This window comes from Kitasatospora sp. NPDC089797, assembly GCF_040684795.1.
Classification (GTDB): domain Bacteria; phylum Actinomycetota; class Actinomycetes; order Streptomycetales; family Streptomycetaceae; genus Kitasatospora.
This window is the reverse complement of the sequence record NZ_JBFBGS010000013.1, coordinates 16,072-30,186: the sequence shown is the minus strand read 5'-3', so window position 1 is coordinate 30,186 and position 14,115 is coordinate 16,072. Positions and strand designations below refer to the sequence as shown.

The following is a 14,115-nucleotide window of genomic DNA, read 5'->3' as shown; positions in this document are numbered from 1 at the left end:
GCCGAGCACGTGCAGGTCGGGCCAGGTCAGCGTCGGACCGGGAGCCAGGGCCGGGCCGGGCGGGGTCAGCCCACGCCGACCCCGCCCGCGACCGCCTCGACTCCCGCGAGCGGCGCCGCCGCTCCGCCCTCGCGCGCCGCCCGGGCCGCCTCGACCTCGGCGACCACCTGGCCACCCCGGTCCGGCCCCATCTGCAGCGAGCCGAGCACCCCGGGGACCGCGACGCTCGGCATCAGGTGCTGGAACAGGGCGGACACCCGCAGCTCCAGGTCGGCCCGGCCGGAGAGCTTCTGCGACTGGATCTGCACACCCGTCCAGGCAGCGGTGATCAGCCACGCGGTGTCGGCCGGCACGACGTGCGGCAGCAACTCTCCCCGCTCGCCCGCGGCGAGCAGCAGGGCCTCCATCCGGCTGATCCAGCCGGGGATCGCGCCGCCGCCGAGGTCGTCGAACACGTCCTGCCCGAGCGAGAGCCGGGCGCCCGCGCTGAGCAGCGGGTCACGCGGCATCAGATACGCCACGACCATCCCGGTGTCCACGAACTCCTGGAGTTTGCAGCTCCGTTCCGGCACGCCGTCCTGGACGAACTGTTCCTCCACGACGCCTTGCGCGAGATCGCGCTTCGAGGCGAAATGGAAATACACCGCACCACGCGTCACGCCGGCCCTGGACACCACCTCCCCGATGGTGGCGCCCTCGTAGCCGAACTCGTCGAAGACCGACGCCGCGGCCTCCAGGATCAGCCGACGCGTCCGGACCGCCCGCTCCTGCCGTACCACCGCAACCACCCCGCCCTGAGCTCCGGGAAAACAAAACCAAACACCCCGTATCTTAGCTGCGGGCGCCCCGCGGGCGACAAGACGATGTCACCGAATCGGCCGCCCCTTCCCCTCCTCCCCCACCTGTCCCGGGTGTTCCGACCCGCACTCCCCGCGTTCCGGTCCGCGGAACAGAACCCGTGCCGCCCCGGCGTTCCGGCGACGAATGCACCACTCCTGGGCAACCATCAACCAGAAACCGAACGATCGGTTTCTTCTTGTGCGACACCGCCACCCGGAGCCCGCCCGGCTGACACTCCTCAACCAATCGGTTGAGGATGCAGGCGTGGCGGAGTAACCTGGTTCTCAACCAATCGGTTGCGAATGAACGGAGGTGCGCGGTGGCCGCCGACCAGTTGTCCCGGGCATTCGTCGCCCTGGCCGATCCGACCCGGCGCGACATCGTCGCCCGGCTCTCCCTGCGGGACGCGACCGTGGGCGAGCTGGCGGAGTCCTACGCGATGTCCCTGCAAGCCGTCTCCAAGCACCTCAAGGTGCTGGAGGAGGCCGGTCTGATCAGTCGCAGCCGGGACGCCCAACGGCGGCCGTGCCATCTGGAACCGCAGGTGCTGGACGCGATGACGAGCTGGATCGACCGCTACCGCCGACAGGCCGAGGCGCGCTTCGACCGGCTGGACGCCGTCCTCGCCGCCATGGGCGACACCGAACCGACCACCGAACCGACCATCGACACCCGCACCGGCACCGGCACCGGCCCGCGCATCGACGCAACCACCGGTACGACCACCGAGCGCCCCCGGCGCCCCACCGAAGGAGCCCCCTGATGACCTCCACCACCGGCCACGAGACCCGGATCGAGGCGGACCCTGCGCTGCCCACCATCCGGATCGTCCGCGAGTTCGACGCGCCCCGGGAACGGGTGTTCCAGGCCTGGACCGAGCCCGAGCTGGTCGCCCGCTGGCTCGGCCCCGAGGACCTCGACATGACGATCGACGCATGGGAGGCCCGCACCGGCGGCCACTACCGCTACTCCATGCACCGTGACGGCCTGCAGGTCGCCGCCTTCTACGGCTCCTTCCACGAAGTCCGACCGGCCACCCGGCTCGTCCAGACCTTCACCTTCGAAGGCGTCCCGAACGGCGTCTCGCTGGACACCGCCTCCTTCGAGCCGGTCGGCGAGGGCCGCACCCGCGTCACCGTCCTGTCGGTGGTCGACAGCCTGGCGGCCCGGGACGCGATCCTGGCCAGCGGGATGGAGCGAGGCGTGGTCGAGGGCTACCGCAAGCTCGACGCCCTGCTCGCCACGGCCGCCGCCTGAACGTCCGAACGCCGGGACAGCAGGACACCGGAACACCGAAGCACCGGGACCCGCCCGGTCAGGGCAGCACGGCCACCGCCTCCACCTCCACCAGCTGGTCCCGGTAGCCGAGCACCGAGACCCCGAGCAAGGTGCTGGGGGCGTCGTGCTCCCCCAGGTACTCCCGGTACACGTTCCACACCGCGACCAGGTCCGCCTGATCGTCGGAGGCCACGTACACGGTGGTCCGGGCGATGTCCGTGAGCCCCGCACCCGCGTCCTCCAGCACGGTTATCAGATTGCGCATCACCTGGTGGGCCTGGCCCTCGTAGTCGCCGACCGCGACGGTGCGCCCCTCCTCGTCCAGCGGGCACGCCCCGGCGAGCCAGAGCGAGCGGGCCGGGGCGTCGACCACCGCCGCGTAGGCGTAGTCGACCGCCTGGGTCAGCCGGGTGCTGCGGACCAGCTTGACGGCGCTGCTCATGGGGCCTCCGAGGGTCGTGATCGAACGTTCGGGCCCATCGTTGGCCCGGTGCGAACGGCCGTCAAACCGTTTTCCGGTGAACTCCCGGCCCCGCCAAGGCTCCTGCGCCCAGGATTCACCGTTGTGGGTGATGGCGGACGGAGCCGTCGGCCCGCGATCCTGGTGGCCACCCACGCCACGACCACCGCAACCACCGCAGGGGAGCCGTCCGATGGAGTCCCGCCCGTCCCGACCGACCGGCCCCGACCGGGCCCCCGGGGTCGACCGCCGCCGCATGCTCGGCCTCGCCCTCGGTGCCGGACTCGCCCCGGCCCTCGTCACCGCCGCCCAACCCGCCCAACTCGCCCACGCCGCAGGCCCGTCCGACCCCGCCGGCCCGCAGACCGATCGTTCCCCCGACCGGTCCACCGACCCGTCAGCCGCCGCGCTCGGCCGACGGGTGGTCGCCGTCGCCGAGGCGCAGCTCGGCCTCCCCTACGCCTGGGGCGGCGGCGACCGGCTCGGTCCGAGCCTCGGCTTCTGCGACGGCGAGAACGGCTACCTCGACGGCGTGTGCCTGGGCGAGAGCACGGTCGGCTTCGACTGCAGCGGACTGTCCCTCTACTGCTGGTACCGCGCCAGCCACGGCACCGTCGAGCTGGCGCACTACACCGGAGCCCAGTTCAACCGCTCCGCACCGGTGGAACGGGACGCCCTCGCCCCCGGCGACCTGCTGTTCTTCTCCCGCCCGGACGCCCCGCTGCACCACGTCGGGATCTACGCCGGCGACGGTGCGATGATCCACGCCGAGCGCACCGGCACCCTGATCGCCCGGGTGGAGAAGGTGCTCGACCTCCCGCGCTGGGCGGGCGAGTTCGCGGGCGCCCGCCGCCCCGGGCCGGCCGCCCCCTGAGTCACCCCGGCCGAGTCACCCCCCGACGCCGCGCCGCAGCGCCGGTCCCCCGTTCACCCGCAGCAGCAGCTCCTGCAGCACTCGCCGCTCCTCCGCGTCCAGCGGCGCCAGCAGCTCGTCCTGCACCGCCCCCGCCTGCACCTCCAGTTCGGCCAGCAGCGCCCGCCCGGCGGCCGTGACCGCGACGGAGACCCGCCGCCGGTCCCGCTCGTCCCGGCTGCGTTCGACGTACCCGGCTGCGCCGAGCTGCTCGACGACCTTCGTGAGGTCGCTCGGGTCGATGCCCAGCCGTTGCACCAGGTCGCGCTGGGCCTGCGGCCCGAAGTCGGCGAGGGCCGCGAGCACCGCCATGTCCCAGAGTCGCAGGCCGCGTTCGGCCAGTTGCTCGGTGAGCCGGCCGCGCGCGGTCCGGCCGATCCGGGCGAGCAGGAAGGTGCTGAGGTCCAGCAGGGTGGGCGGCAGCCCGCCGGGCGGGTCGGTGTTCTCGGAGGCCATGGCGGCATTCTAGGGTCACTCCCTATAGTGGGTGCCAACCCACTGTTTTCAGCTCAGGAGCCAGCCCGTGGACGCGCTCTACCCCCGCCTGCTCGTCACCCGCTTCGCCGAGACCTTCGCCTTCTACCGCGCCGTCCTCCCCGCGCTCACCGGGGCCGCCCTGGTCAAGGGCGCCCCCGAGGGGCCGTACGCCAACTGGGACGTCGACGACCAGGCCGTGCTGGTGCTCTTCGACCGCGCCGCGATGGCCGCCACCCTCGGCACCGCCGACCTGCCCGCCCATTCCGCCGCCCCCGCCCAGGACGCCGCGATGCTGGTCCTCCGGGTCGACGACGTGGACGCCGCGCTCGCCCTCTGCCTCACCCGCGGCGGCACCCCCGCCGCCCCGGCCGCCGACCGCCCGGAGTGGGGCGCCGGCCTGCGCACCGCCCATCTGCGCGACCCCGAGGGCCACTTGATCGAGCTCCAGTCCTACTGACCGCCGGGGGGAGACTCCCCGGCGGCCGAGGGCGCCGAGCGGTGCTCAGTCGCGGTGGAAGACCTGCAACTCACGGACCGAGTCGTTGAAGTAGCCGTTCAGCCGGGGCAGCGGCAGGTCGAAGGTCGCCTCGACGCTGAGGGTCGACCAGAGGTGGACGGCGTTGCAGTTGTTGTAGCCGATCATCGAGGAGACGTTCAGCGCCACACCGATGTAGTTGACCAGGTGGTAGCCGGTGCCGTCGCACCCTCCTCCGTTGCCGTAGAAGGAGTAGAGGATGCCTCCCCGGTAGTCGACGTCCTTGTACTCCTCCAACAACAGCGTGTCGCCGGCCGGCTGCTCGGCGGTGCGGGTTCGGCCGCCGGCCCGGGCGAGCGCGTCGGCCCGGGAGTCCGGCGAGCAGGCTTGCCCGAGCATCGGGGAGTAGCCGTCGGCGCCGGGCAGGTGCCCGAGGACGGCCGCACAGTACTGCACCTCCGGTACGGGCAGCGGGCGCAGCGCGGCCGGAGCGGCCGGGGCGGCGGCCACCGCACCGGCGAGGGCCAGACAGGCGGCGAGGACGGGAGCGGTGTAGCGGCGCGGTCGGCGCACGGGGACCTCCGGGTGGATCGGGACAGCGGAACCGGTGGGGACGGCCGCGGCCGTGGACCCGGCCGCCCGTCCATTCGACGGGCGGCCGTCGCCCCCGCCCCCACCGACACACCGCGTGGCGCACTAGTCGTACGTATGCCGCTGGTTCACCCCTCAGGTGCGTCCCGCCACAGCTCCGCGCTGCACTCCGCGACCAGCGCGCCGATCCGCGACCAGGCCTCCTCGGCCGGCACCGGCGCGAGCCTGCGGCCATCCCGCAGTCGCAGCGCGACCTGGTCGCTCGCCGCCTCCCTGGCGCCGATCACGGCCTGGTACGGCACCAGTCGGGCCGCCCGGATCCGGGCGCCGAGGCTGCCGTGCTCCGGCCCGGCGACCTCGGCCCGCAGCCCGAGGACCAGGCAGCGCTGCCGCAGCCGCTCGGCCTGCGGCAGTTCGGCATCGGAGACCGGCAGCAGCACCACCTGGGCGGGGGCCAGCCAGGCCGGGAACGCCCCGCCGTAGAGCTCGATCAGGTGGGCGACCACCCGTTCCACGCTGCCGATCACGCTGCGGTGCACCATCACCGGGCGGTGCTTGGCGCCGTCCGGACCGATGTAGTGCAGGTCGAAGCGCTCCGGCTGGTGGAAGTCGATCTGCACGGTGGAGAGGGTGGACTCGCGCCCGGCGGCGTCGGCGATCTGCACGTCGATCTTGGGACCGTAGAACGCGGCCTCGCCCTCCGCCACCTCGAAGGGCACCCCGGAGCGCTCCAGTACGTCGATCAGCAGCGCGGTCGCCCGCTCCCAGAGCCCCGGGTCGGCCACGTACTTGCCGCCCGCGCCGGGGAGCGAGAGCCGGTAGCGGACCGGCACGATGCCGAGTGCGCGGTGCGCCCCGCGGATCAGCTCCAGGGCGGCGACCGCCTCGTCCGCGGCCTGCTCCGGGGTGCAGAAGACATGGGCGTCGTTCAGCTGGATCGCCCGGACCCTGGTCAGCCCGCCGAGCACACCGGACAGCTCGGAGCGGTACATGCCGCCCAACTCGGCCATCCTCAGGGGGAGTTCGCGGTAGCTGTGCAGGCGGGAGCGGAAGATCAGCGCATGGTGCGGACACAGGCTCGGGCGCAGCACCATCTCCTCCGCGCCGAGTTCCATGGGCGGGAACATGTCCTCGCGGTAGTGGTCCCAGTGGCCGGAGATCTCGTACAGCTCGCGTTTGCCGAGCACCGGCGAGTAGACGTGGCGGTAGCCGGCCCGGCGCTCACGGTCGCGGATGAACTCCTCCAGGGCGTGCCGGATCGCGGCGCCGTCGGGCAGCCAGTACGGGAGGCCGGCGCCCATCAGCGGGTCGGTGTCGAAGAGGTCGAGTTCACGGCCGAGCCTGCGGTGGTCGGGCGCGGGCCGGTGGTCGACCCCGGGCCGATGGTCGGGGGCGGGCCGGTGGTCGGATGCGGCGTGGCGGTCGGGGGTGGCCTGGCGGTTCACGGTGGTCTCCACTCGGGACGGGAGGGCGAGCGGAGCCGGGAACGACGAAGCCCCGGGGCACTCGCCCCGGGGCTTCGGACTTGGTCAGCAGTCAGCGCGCCGGGACTCTCTCCGGCGTCGTCGTGGCGAGTGCAGCGCGCTTCATGCCGTCCACGGTAGCAGTTCCCCGGCGCCCGCGGTGATCTTTGTGGACGGGCTCACAGCAGGACCGCGCAGCCGCGTTCGGCGAGGGCGTCCCGTACCCGGTCCGGGACCAGGACGTCGTTCCAGCGCAGGTCGAGCTTCTCCAGCGCGGGCAGCGCGGTCGGGTCGGCCAGCCATGCGGGCAGTTCGGTGATGCCGTTGGTCCGCAGGTCCAGCCGGCGCAACCGCGGCAGCCGGGCGAGGATCGCGGGGACCTCACCGAGCGCGTTCTCCCGCAGCTCCAGCTCACGCAGTTCGGTGAGGTAGCGGAAGGAGGCCGGCAGGTCGGTCAACTCGTTGCCGCGAAGCCAGAGTTCGCGCAGCTCGCCGAGGGCTCCGATCGACTCGGGCAGTCCGCCGAGCCGGTTGTGCTGGGCGCGCAGCTCGACCAGCTCGGCCATCTTCCCGATCGAGAACGGGAGTTCGGAGAGCCGGTTCTCCGCGACGTTGAGGTAGCGCAGCCGGGTGAGCTGCCCGATGCCGTCCGGCAGGGTGGTCAGCTGGTTGTCGTGGAGGTAGAGGAAGTCCCGCAGCCAGGTGAGCCGGCAGAGTTCGGCGGGCACCTCGGTGAACAGGTTGTGCCCGAGGTCGAGGGTCCGCAGTCTGATCAACCGGCTGATGCCGGGAGGGAGTTCGGAGAGCGCGCCCTCGGCGAGGATGAGCACGGTCAGGTCGTTGCGGTCCCACACCGAGCTGAGCACCTCGCCCGCCACCGGGCCGAGCGGCTGCCGCCAGAGGTTGAGCGTCATGTCTGTCACGCCGGTCATTGTCCGCCTCCGCCCGCCCGCCACTGCCCGCCCACCGCGCTCCGCCGTCCCGCTCACTCCCCGGTCGGCAGGTGGCGCACCGTGGCGCGGGCCAGGATCCGGCCGTCGCCGGCCGGTGGGAGCTGGAGGAGTTCCAGGCCGGCGGCGACCGGCGCCGGGGGATCGACCGGTCCGCCGTCGGACGGGCGCGGCGGCAACAGCACTCGAAGGTGGTAGTCGCAGCTGCCGCCGTCCGGGACGTCCACCCGGTACTCCGTTGCCCCGGGCCCCACCGGGTGGCCGTCGCCGGTGAGGTCCTCGACGGTCGGGGCGACCTGCTTCAGGAAGCCGACCCGGCCGCCGGCCGCCGCGACGACCCGCAGTGCGAGGTCGCGACCGCGGGCCCGGCGGCTGCCCCGGACGATCGAGGTGAGTTCGTCCCGCAGCCGCTCGCGCAGCCCCTTGTGCAGGCCGGCGTACGCCCCGGCGGCCGGCCCGGACTGCCGGACCAGGTCGAGGGTGCCGCCGAGCGCCGAGGCGACGGCCCGCGCCGAGGAGACCTCCCAGTCCTCGCCGACGCCGCGCACATGGCAGCGGAAGCGGCCCGCGCAGGCGCCGAGGACGGCGGCGAGTTCGGCCGGGCTCTCCGCCCGGTCGGGCCGGTCCATCAGCAGCACCGCCGTCCGGGTCGCCTCCGGGTGCCCGGCGAGGAGCCGGTCGGCCAACCGGAGCCACCGGCCGTAGCCGGCCGTGTGCAGCGGTGCCAGCCGGGCGAGCGCGGCCCGGGCCTCCGCCCTGGTCGCGGGGGTGGCGCGGACCAGCCGCATGGTGTCCGGGTAGCACATCCGCGCGTACTCGGAGCCCTCGACGACGGCGAACCGGACGTCGTCGTCCAGGTCGGCGACGGCGTCCGCGACGGCATCGGTGACGGCGCGGAAGGACGCCGGGGGCAGGCCCCCGGAGAGGCCGACCAGGAAGACCACGGCCTGCGGCGTCGCGACCGCCGCGTCCGCCGGGTCGGCCGGCGCGCCGTGCACGGTCAGGATCGCCTCCAACTCGCGCGCGTCCGCCGGCTGGTAGGGGTTCTGGAACACCTCGATCCGGTACCCCGGGCCGGCCGGCACCGGGGCCGGGGCGCCCGGGGCGAGCAGCGCCCGGAGCCGGTCCGCGACCTCCCCGGCGAAGCCCGGCCGGTCCGCCGGGTCCTTGGCGAGCAGCTCGGCGACCAGCGCGTCCAGCGCCGCGGGGACGCCGGGCCGCCGCTCGGCCAGCCGCGGCGGCGGGGTCTGCACGTGGTCCCGCAGCACCGCCCAGACGTCCCGGCGGGCCGGGAACGGCGGCTCCCCGGTGAGCAGGGCGAACAGCACGCAGCCGAGGCCGTAGAGGTCGGCCCGTCCGTCCGCGTGGCGGCCCCGGCACTGCTCGGGGGCCATGTAGTCGGGGGTGCCCATCACGGCGCCCTCGCGGGTCAGTCCGGTGACCGAGCGGAGGAACCCGGCGAGGCCGAAGTCGCAGACCTTCACCCGGCCGTCCGGGAGCAGCATCAGGTTGGCGGGCTTGACGTCCCGGTGCACGATGCCGGCCCGGTGGGCGCAGGACAGCGCCTCGGCGGTCTGCGCGGCCAGTTCCACGGCCCGTCGGACCGGCAGCGGGCCCTCCTCCCGGAGCACGGTGGAGAGGTCCCGGCCGTGCAGCAGTTCCATCACCAGGTGCAGCCGGCCGTCCTGTTCACCGCTGTCGAACACCTGGACCAGCCCGGGGTGCTGGAGGCCGGCGGCCACCTCGGCCTCCCGGTGGAAGCGGGCCGCCGCCTCCCGGTCCTCCTCCGGGTCGTGGCCGCGGGGCAGGAACTTGACCGCCACCCGCCGCCCGAGTCGCAGGTCGTGGGCGAGCCACACCTCGCCCATGCCGCCGCGCCCGAGCGGTGCGGCGAGTCGGTACCGGCCGTCGAGCAGCCCTCCGGCCACGTTCATCCGCGCTCCCCCGCCCCCGGGGACCGGCCCCGGCTCCCGCCCGTCGAACGGAGTGCTCCGCTCGGCCACCATTGTGTCCGCGGGACCGGGCCGCGGTGCAGTGGCGTCCTCGGTGATCCAATCGACCGGGGCGCGCCCCGACAGGCTTTGCCCACCGGCCGCCCGGTATCGGCGGGCCGCGGACAATGCGGCGGCGCCGGGCCCGGGGCAATCGGCCGGGCAGTCCGGCGGGGCGGGTCCGCGTTAAATGAGAATCCGCTAAATGCGCCCATCGGCCTTGCGGCGCTCGCAAGCGGCGACATAAAGTCCGATGGGTTAGATGACCAGTCCATGAATGATCGGAACGGCTGCCGCGTGCGGGCGGATCGGCCGACCACCGCTCACTGGGGCGAGGATATCGACGGCTGCGACATGGACGCGGCCGCGCGGGGGAACGCCCGGTTCGACGTTCGGGGGAACGTCGGTCCGAGGACGCCGGGACGGCTCGGCTCAGACCACAGCTGAACTGCTGTTTTCCTGGTGTCCTGAGGTTCGCGTGTGACTTGTCATGCGCAGGGCAAACAACTCGCAAATATTCCTCAAATATTTGCCCAAGGACATCGTCAACCAAATTCAAAGGCTACTGCTGTCGCTCTCGTTCTTCTGCGGATGTGAGAGGTTGTGCCGGAAGTGGAATCGGCATCGAAGGTCAGTACACAAATCAATGTGACGGATGATCCGGAGGTTTTGGATCAGTGGAAACTTCCCCGGGTCCGGGGGCTCGCTCAGTACTTTGAGCGGACTTGCGACCGGGTGCCAGGAAATATTGCGGTCAGCTGCGGCCCGGCGTCCCTCAGCTACGCCGAGCTGGACCAGCGGGCCAACCGGCTCGCCCACTTGTTGCGGAAGCGCGGCGCGGGCCCCGGACAGAGCGTGGGGATCCTGCTGGAACGCTCCACCGAGAGCTACGTCGCCCTGCTCGCGGTGCTGAAGTCCGGCGCGGCCTACGTACCGTTGGACCCCTCCTACCCCGCCGACCGGGTCGAGTTCATCGCCGGCGACGCCGGCCTCTGCGCCCTGGTGACTACCTCGACCATGCGGCACCGGAGCCACGGACTGCCCTGCGAGGTCCTGGAGTTGGACGAGGCCGCAGCGGAGGTGGCCGCGCAGTCCGGGGAGCGGCCGGACGTCACGGTCGACTCCGAGTCGGTCTGCTACGTCATCTACACCTCGGGCACCACGGGACGGCCCAAGGGCGTGGCCGTCTCGCACGCCAGCATCGTCAACTTCCTCCAGTCCGTGGCGCCGATCTACCAGGTGCGCGAGGAGGACCGGGTCTACCAGGGCCTGTCGCTCGCCTTCGACTTCTCGGTCGAGGAGATCTGGCCGACCTGGGTGGTGGGCGCCACCCTGGTGGCGGGACCGACCAACGAACAGCGCGTCGGCGAGGGGCTCGGCACCTTCCTGGTCGAGCAGGCGATCACCGTGCTGTGCTGCGTACCGACCCTGCTGACCACCATCGAGGCCGAGGTCTCCACCCTGCGCAGCCTGCTGGTCAGCGGCGAGGCCTGCCCGCCCGACCTGGTCAAGCGCTGGTCCCGGCCCGGGCGCCGCTTCCTGAACGTCTACGGTCCGACCGAGTCCACGGTCAGCGCGACCTGGGGCGAGCTGTCGCCCCGCAGACCGGTCACGATCGGCAAGCCCCTGCCCAGCTACCGGGTCTACATCCTCGACGAGGAGCTGCGCCCGGTGCCGGAGGGCGAGAGCGGGGAGATCTGCATCGGCGGTCCGGGCGTGGCCATCGGCTACCTCAACCGGCCCGACCTGACGGCGGAGAAGTTCGTCGTCAACCCGGTGGCCCGCGACCGGGAGGAGTGCCCGAGGATCTACCGCACCGGTGACCTGGGGCGGCTGACCCAGACCGGGGAGATCGAGTTCCTGGGCCGGATCGACACCCAGGTCAAGATCCGCGGCTACCGGATCGAGCTGGCGGAGATCGAGGAGGTCATCCGCGAGGACCCGGCGGTGGAGAACGCCGTGGTCATCCCGCGCCAGCACGACGGCGTGGTCCAGGACCTGGTCGGGTACGTCACGCTGACGGACCGCGGGGCGACGGACGAGGAGGCGCTGCGCGAGCGCCTGCACGCCACCCTGCGCGGCCGACTGCCCGCCTACATGATCCCCGCCTTCGTCGAGGTGCTGCCGCAGTTCCCGCTGCTGGCCGCCGACAAGGTCGACCGGAAGGCCCTGCCCGCCCCCACCTCTCCCCCGCTGGCCAAACGCGCCCAGCCGCACGCGGCCCCGGCCAGCGCGACCGAGCGTCAGCTCGCCACCGTGTGGCAGGAGGTCCTCGGCATCGGGGAACTCTCCGTCGAGGACGACTTCTTCCTCGACCTGGGCGGCCACTCGATGGTGGCGGCCCGGCTGATGTCCACGCTGCGCCGTCGACCGGAGCTGGCCAGCCTGGCCATGGCGGACCTCTACGCCCACCCGACGGTGCGGGGCCTGGCCGAGTTCATCGACAACGCCGCAGCCGCGGCCACCGAACCGAAGCCGGCCCGGGTCCAGGGGCCGGCCCCCCGACGGCACTCCACCCTCCGGGTCGCCGTCGCCGGGGTGGCCCAGATCGCCATCCTGTACAGCTGGTTGCTGGTCTTCGGGATGCCGGCCCTGGTCCTCCTCTACCGGCTGCTGGTCGCCTGGAACGAGCCGACCCCCGGCGTGGGCACCGGCGGCCCGCTCGGCTACCTCGCGCACCTGGGCTACGGCGAGTTCATCCCGCTGGAGATCGGCTGGATACTGGTCGACGTGCTGCTGATCCCGGTGATCGGCTGCCGACTGCTGATGGCCCGGATACGCCCCGGCTGGTACCCGCTGTGGGGCCTCACCTACCTGCGGTTCTGGCTCTACGGCAAGGTGATGGCCGCCTCGCCCGTCGGCCTCCTGGCCGGCTCGCCGCTGCTGCCGTCCTTCCTGCGGCTGCTCGGCGCGAAGATCGGCCGCGGGTGCCACGTGTCGGCCCCCTTCGCCCTGCCGCGGTTCGTCGAGCTCGGCGACCACGTGAGCGTGGGCTACGGCGCACGGGTGCAGGCCTACGCGGTCGAGAACGGCTGGCTCCGGCTCGGGCCGGTCCGGCTCGGCACCGGTAGCTGCGTGGGCACCAACAGCGTCGTCCTGCCCGGTGCCGTGCTCGGCGAGAACGCCACGGTGGGCGAGCAGTCCCTGATCGCCGCCGACCAGGTCGTGCCGGCCGGCGAGCACTGGGCCGGTTCCCCGGCCAGCGCGCAGGAGGCCACCCCGCCCGTGCTCCAGGCCATGGCGGAGCAGCCCGACGACCGGCCCTGGCCGCTGCGCGTGCTGCTCGGCTACACCGTCGGCGCCCTCGCGCTCATCCTGGTGCCGCTGGTGATCGCCGCCACCGGCTCGGCCCTGATCGGCTGGGTCTGGTACGCGGAGGGCCCGCGCTGGGCGGTGCTGTCCACCCTGGCCGCCGGACCGCTGTTCGTGCTGACCACCTGCGCCCTGGTGGTCCTGGTCAAGCGGGCGGTCATGCCCCGGGCCCGGGCCGGCATCTACGCCCAGCGCAGCGGCTTCGGGGTGCGCAAGTGGATCGCCGACGGTCTGCTGACCACCAGTCTGACCCTGACCCACTCGCTCTACTCCACGCTCTACCTGGTGCCGTTCCTGCGCATGCTCGGTGCCCGGACCGGTCGCTGGTCCGAGGTCGCCACGGTCAGCTTCATCGACCCGGACATGCTGATCATCGGCGAGCGCAGCTTCGTGGCCGACGTCAGCGTGGTCGCCCCGGCGGTCTTCCACCGCGGCCGGATCGCCCTGGCGCCGGCCGAGGTCGGCAAGCGCAGCTTCATCGGCAACGGCGGGATGCTGCCCGGTGGTTGCCGGATGGGCGACAACAGCCTCCTCGGAGTGCACTCCATCGCGCCCAGCAAGCCGATCGACCCGGAGACGACCTGGCTCGGCTCCCCGGCGATCTTCCTGCCCCGGCGCGAGGAGAGCCAGAACTTCCCCGCCAAGTACACCTTCGACCCCACCCCGGGCCTGATCGCCGCCCGGTTGGCCATCGAGTACCTGCGGGTCACCCTCCCCTCGACCATCGCCGCGCTGTGCACCCTCGCCGCCCTGTACGCGAGCGTCCAGCTGGGCCGCACCACCTCGCCCCTGCTGGTCCTGCTGCTGGGACCCGCCCTGCTGCTGGGCATCGGCGTCCTCGCCACCCTGCTGGTCGTGCTCCTCAAGTGGCTCGTCATCGGCCGCTACCGCGCGCGGGTGGAACCGCTGTGGGGCATCTGGGTCCGGCGCACCGAGCTGATCACCGGGCTGTTCGAGAACCTCGTGGTGCCCGCGCTGCTCAACTCCCTCACCGGGACCCCCATGGCGTCCTGGGTGATGCGGATGTTCGGCGCCCGGATCGGACGCCGGGTCTGGCTCAACACGACCTACCTGACCGAGTTCGACCTGGTCGAGGTCGGCGACGACGCCGCCGTCGGGGAGTTCACCTCCCTGCAGACCCACCTGTTCGAGGACCGGGTCATGAAGATGTCCAAGGTCGTCGTCGGACCGGCCAGCTCGGTCGGCGTCCGGTGCGTGGTCCTCTACGACGCCGAAATCGGCGCCGACACCAGCCTGGACGCGCTGTCCCTGGTGATGAAGGGCGAGCACCTGCCGCCCAGGACGGAATGGCGCGGGATCCCCGCCCGCCGCTGTTGACCCGCCCGTCCGCGTGACCACCGGGGC

General features: G+C 72.8%; 12 protein-coding genes. 5 read left to right on the top strand and 7 right to left on the bottom strand.

What is annotated here, in order from left to right; genetic code table 11:
- Nucleotides 1-65 precede the first annotated feature (65 nt).
- On the bottom strand, nt 66-779 hold the full coding sequence (locus tag AB0O91_RS12420; protein WP_363430878.1) for a ScbR family autoregulator-binding transcription factor: 714 nt from the start codon (nt 777-779) through the stop codon (nt 66-68).
- A gap of 380 nt (nt 780-1,159) precedes the next feature.
- On the opposite strand from AB0O91_RS12420, the gene AB0O91_RS12415 reads away from it, so the two are divergent.
- Together AB0O91_RS12415 and AB0O91_RS12410 are read left to right on the top strand one after the other, a co-directional pair.
- Entirely contained in the window at nt 1,160-1,603 is a 444-nt protein-coding gene (locus AB0O91_RS12415; RefSeq protein ID WP_363430875.1) for a metalloregulator ArsR/SmtB family transcription factor, read from the top strand.
- Nucleotides 1,603-2,097 carry an SRPBCC family protein gene (locus AB0O91_RS12410; protein ID WP_363430872.1) on the top strand — a complete coding sequence of 165 codons (495 nt, stop codon included), beginning with the start codon at nt 1,603-1,605 and terminating at the stop codon, nt 2,095-2,097. Before AB0O91_RS12415 ends, AB0O91_RS12410 begins: the two co-directional genes overlap by 1 nt.
- Nucleotides 2,098-2,155: 58 nt before the next feature.
- Here the strand turns inward: AB0O91_RS12410 and AB0O91_RS12405 are convergent, their stop codons facing one another.
- Nucleotides 2,156-2,560: a RidA family protein gene (locus tag AB0O91_RS12405; RefSeq protein ID WP_363430869.1), complete on the bottom strand. Its 405-nt coding sequence runs from the start codon at nt 2,558-2,560 to the stop codon at nt 2,156-2,158.
- 211 nt (nt 2,561-2,771) lie between these two features.
- On the opposite strand from AB0O91_RS12405, the gene AB0O91_RS12400 reads away from it, so the two are divergent.
- Nucleotides 2,772-3,452: a C40 family peptidase gene (locus tag AB0O91_RS12400; RefSeq protein WP_363430867.1), complete on the top strand. Its 681-nt coding sequence runs from the start codon at nt 2,772-2,774 to the stop codon at nt 3,450-3,452.
- Nucleotides 3,453-3,467: 15 nt separating this feature from the next.
- Here AB0O91_RS12400 and AB0O91_RS12395 read toward each other — a convergent pair whose 3' ends face one another.
- A complete protein-coding gene (locus AB0O91_RS12395) occupies nt 3,468-3,947 on the bottom strand; it encodes a MarR family winged helix-turn-helix transcriptional regulator (RefSeq protein ID WP_363430865.1) in 480 nt (159 codons plus the stop codon).
- Between the two features lie 67 nt (nt 3,948-4,014).
- On the opposite strand from AB0O91_RS12395, the gene AB0O91_RS12390 reads away from it, so the two are divergent.
- Nucleotides 4,015-4,425 carry a VOC family protein gene (locus AB0O91_RS12390; protein ID WP_363430862.1) on the top strand — a complete coding sequence of 137 codons (411 nt, stop codon included), beginning with the start codon at nt 4,015-4,017 and terminating at the stop codon, nt 4,423-4,425.
- Between the two features lie 45 nt (nt 4,426-4,470).
- Here the strand turns inward: AB0O91_RS12390 and AB0O91_RS12385 are convergent, their stop codons facing one another.
- From AB0O91_RS12385 to AB0O91_RS12370, 4 genes are all read right to left on the bottom strand, one after another.
- Complete coding sequence (locus AB0O91_RS12385) at nt 4,471-5,016, bottom strand: hypothetical protein (RefSeq protein WP_363430860.1); 546 nt, start codon at nt 5,014-5,016, stop codon at nt 4,471-4,473.
- A gap of 146 nt (nt 5,017-5,162) precedes the next feature.
- Nucleotides 5,163-6,479 carry a threonine--tRNA ligase gene (gene thrS, locus AB0O91_RS12380; protein ID WP_363430857.1) on the bottom strand — a complete coding sequence of 439 codons (1,317 nt, stop codon included), beginning with the start codon at nt 6,477-6,479 and terminating at the stop codon, nt 5,163-5,165.
- A gap of 197 nt (nt 6,480-6,676) precedes the next feature.
- Nucleotides 6,677-7,411 carry a leucine-rich repeat domain-containing protein gene (locus AB0O91_RS12375; RefSeq protein ID WP_363431151.1) on the bottom strand — a complete coding sequence of 245 codons (735 nt, stop codon included), beginning with the start codon at nt 7,409-7,411 and terminating at the stop codon, nt 6,677-6,679.
- Between the two features lie 71 nt (nt 7,412-7,482).
- The gene (locus AB0O91_RS12370; RefSeq protein WP_363430855.1) at nt 7,483-9,381 is read right to left on the bottom strand and encodes a serine/threonine-protein kinase; all 1,899 of its coding nucleotides are present in this window, start codon (nt 9,379-9,381) and stop codon (nt 7,483-7,485) included.
- A 705-nt stretch (nt 9,382-10,086) separates the two neighbouring features.
- Here AB0O91_RS12370 and AB0O91_RS12365 point away from each other — a divergent pair.
- Nucleotides 10,087-14,088 (top strand): Pls/PosA family non-ribosomal peptide synthetase, encoded by a 4,002-nt coding sequence (locus tag AB0O91_RS12365; RefSeq protein ID WP_363431148.1) that lies wholly within the window; start codon nt 10,087-10,089, stop codon nt 14,086-14,088.
- Nucleotides 14,089-14,115 lie beyond the last annotated feature (27 nt).